General features: G+C 57.4%; 5 protein-coding genes. All 5 read right to left on the bottom strand.

Annotated features, from left to right (window positions below; all coding sequences use genetic code 11):
- Positions 1-29 precede the first annotated feature (29 nt).
- The gene (locus M7Q83_RS13970) at positions 30-251 is read right to left on the bottom strand and encodes an ATP-binding protein (protein WP_298340207.1); all 222 of its coding nucleotides are present in this window, start codon (positions 249-251) and stop codon (positions 30-32) included.
- Between the two features lie 16 nt (positions 252-267).
- Positions 268-627 (bottom strand): ATP-binding protein, encoded by a 360-nt coding sequence (locus tag M7Q83_RS13965; protein WP_298340204.1) that lies wholly within the window; start codon positions 625-627, stop codon positions 268-270.
- Complete coding sequence (locus M7Q83_RS13960; protein ID WP_298340201.1) at positions 593-808, bottom strand: hypothetical protein; 216 nt, start codon at positions 806-808, stop codon at positions 593-595. The genes M7Q83_RS13965 and M7Q83_RS13960 overlap by 35 nt, the downstream gene beginning before the upstream one ends.
- The gene (locus M7Q83_RS13955) at positions 801-1,040 is read right to left on the bottom strand and encodes a hypothetical protein (protein ID WP_298340198.1); all 240 of its coding nucleotides are present in this window, start codon (positions 1,038-1,040) and stop codon (positions 801-803) included. The genes M7Q83_RS13960 and M7Q83_RS13955 overlap by 8 nt, the downstream gene beginning before the upstream one ends.
- A 193-nt stretch (positions 1,041-1,233) precedes the next feature.
- On the bottom strand, positions 1,234-2,340 hold the full coding sequence (gene istA, locus M7Q83_RS13950; RefSeq protein ID WP_298340195.1) for an IS21 family transposase: 1,107 nt from the start codon (positions 2,338-2,340) through the stop codon (positions 1,234-1,236).
- Between the last annotated feature and the right edge of the window lie 51 nt (positions 2,341-2,391).

Below are 2,391 nucleotides of genomic sequence, written 5' to 3'. Positions count from 1 at the left end.
CACTCGTTCGCGTCACTTTGGACCACCTGTTACTCTATCTCTGGACCAGGCTCTGTTGGTCCGTTCTCCTCCTTTCTCTGGCTCCTCTGTTTACGCATGGATTCTCCTTTGAGTTCGACGGGGATTGCGTTATGAACGATCCGATCCATGATGGCATCAGCGACGGTTCGCTCGCAGAGGCTCTCATACCACGCCGAGACGGGTAACTGCGAGGAGATGATGAGCGAACCGTTCTCCCCGCGGTCATCCAAGAGATCGAGGATCTCCCTAAAACCCAGTGGTGAGATCGGAGAGATCCCCCTCCTCATCGAGGATGAGCAGATGGGTTCTCGCAAGTGCGGCCGCAAAGGCTGGATAGGTTCCATCCGCTCGGGCGATCCCTACCTTCTCGAGAAGCTTTGAGAGCTTGTAGTAGCGCACCAGGTAGCCCGCACGAATCGCACTCACGCCAAGGGCGATCCCAAGGTAGGTCTTTCCCACCCCAGTGGGGCCGGTGATGGCGAGGTGATGATGAGCACTCAACCAGGCAAGGGATACGAGTGAGCGATAGCGCTCGCGGGTAAGCCCTCGTCCCTCGCTCAGTTCAAAGTCCTCAGGGGCTCCCACGCATGCTAAAGCCAGCCTCACGGGTTCTCCTTTGCACCCTGGCGTTGGCTCGCATCGCGATCTCGTAGTCGAGGATGCGACAAAGTCGCTCATCAAAGTCCAGTTCGGTCGTTGAAGGGTCCTCGAACTGGGCGCGGTACTGGGCCTTGGCATGAGAGAGACGCAGCGCACTCAAGTGTTCTAGGTTGGTGGCCCTACTCATCGATACCCCCAACCCTGAAGGCCTCAGGACCCCGTAGGTTGGCATGGGGAGCGTAGCTCATCTCAGGTTCGGTGCCCACATCTGCCCGGGCGAGACCCTTGGTCAAGATGGACTCCACTGACTCCCGGGTAGGAGAGCCAATCATGAGGGCGCGTTGACAGGCGAGCTCTGCCTCAGTCTCTGGATACCCTCGCAACAGACGCAGGAGTCCTTTGGCCGATGCCTGAGCCACCGATCGGAACGGGGTCGAGTCAACGACAGAGCGAATGACGCTCTCGGTGCTCTCACCAATGGCACGGGCCTGACGGTAGAGGAGCTCTTCGGTCTCCAGGTATCCCTGGTGCTCGAGGGGTCGGTGAGCTGGGTTAGTGATGACCTGGTTCTCACCATCGGCGCGGTCATGGATAGCGATGCTCTCACCATCACTAAAGACCTCGATGCTCCTTTTGGAAACCTTGACACGTACCTTGGTGTTGCGAAGAGCGAACTGGTACCGAGTAACGGTTGGTATGGACCATGAAGTGATAGTCAGGTCCAACGGGTAAGGTCAAGAACTCGGCGAGCTCATAACAGCTCGTGGGTAGGGGTCGCAAAGAGGGCAGTTCCTCGGCGAATCGAGTAGCCCTCGACCCGGCTAGGTACTTAAAAGGAGCCTCGTTGAGATCTGTGAGCATTCCCCTGACGGCCTCGTTGGCCTCGGCGACACTGTAGAAGCGTTCGTGACGGAGTCGAGCCAAGATCCTCGTCTCAACCCGGTAGACGCTGCCCTCGGCCTTTGCCTTATCCTTTGGCCGATACGGGCGAGTAGCCGCGGGCTCGATTGCATAATGGGTGCAGAACTCGGTGAAAGTTGTGTTGTAGATGAGCTCGTCACGGGTGTGCTTGGTCACCGCACTCCGGAGATTATCGGGGATGATCTTGACGGGAAGCCCACCGAAGAACTCTAAAGCATCCATGATGGCAAAGAGGAAGTCATCGATGCGCTGGGACTCATAGACCCCCGCGAAGGTATAGCCCGAGTAGGCCAGGGCAGCGACAAAGACCTGGGCATAGAAAGCGATCTGGCCAGTAGCTCGGTCCCAGATGGGGACGGTGTCGCCCGCATAGTCGACCATGAGAGCGCTGCCCAATTCATGGACCAACAACATGGTGAGCTCTCCTTGGTCCATCACTCGAGCAAGCTTTCGACAGAACTCAGAGTATGAGTAGGAGTTCTCACCATTGATCTGGCAGTACTCCTCCCATAGGAGCTCTCGGGTGAGATGCGGGGTATCCCTCAACTCCTTGACGAGTGCCTCGTAGTCGGGGGCTACCTTCGTGCTGGTTCTCCCGGCTCTCGTCGGATAGAGAACCGCTAGGAGGCTCGAGTCCTTTGACAAGTCCTCCTCGGTGATGGTGACCTCGGCTAGCTTCTTGCGAAGTCTGGTGACTGACTGATGCGATACTCCAGTGGCTGCCTCGACGGTGCGGGCCGAGGCATCCGGGTGTCGATCGAGGTAGCCAATGACTTTTCGGATCTGATCTGGTTGCAATGTCCAACTTCCTTTTCTTGTCTTGTTTTTCATCTCTGTTTACCTCCCTCT

This window comes from Ferrimicrobium sp. (assembly GCF_027364955.1).
In the GTDB taxonomy this organism is placed as follows: Bacteria; Actinomycetota; Acidimicrobiia; order Acidimicrobiales; family Acidimicrobiaceae; genus Ferrimicrobium.
This window is presented reverse-complemented; position numbering and strand designations above follow the sequence as displayed.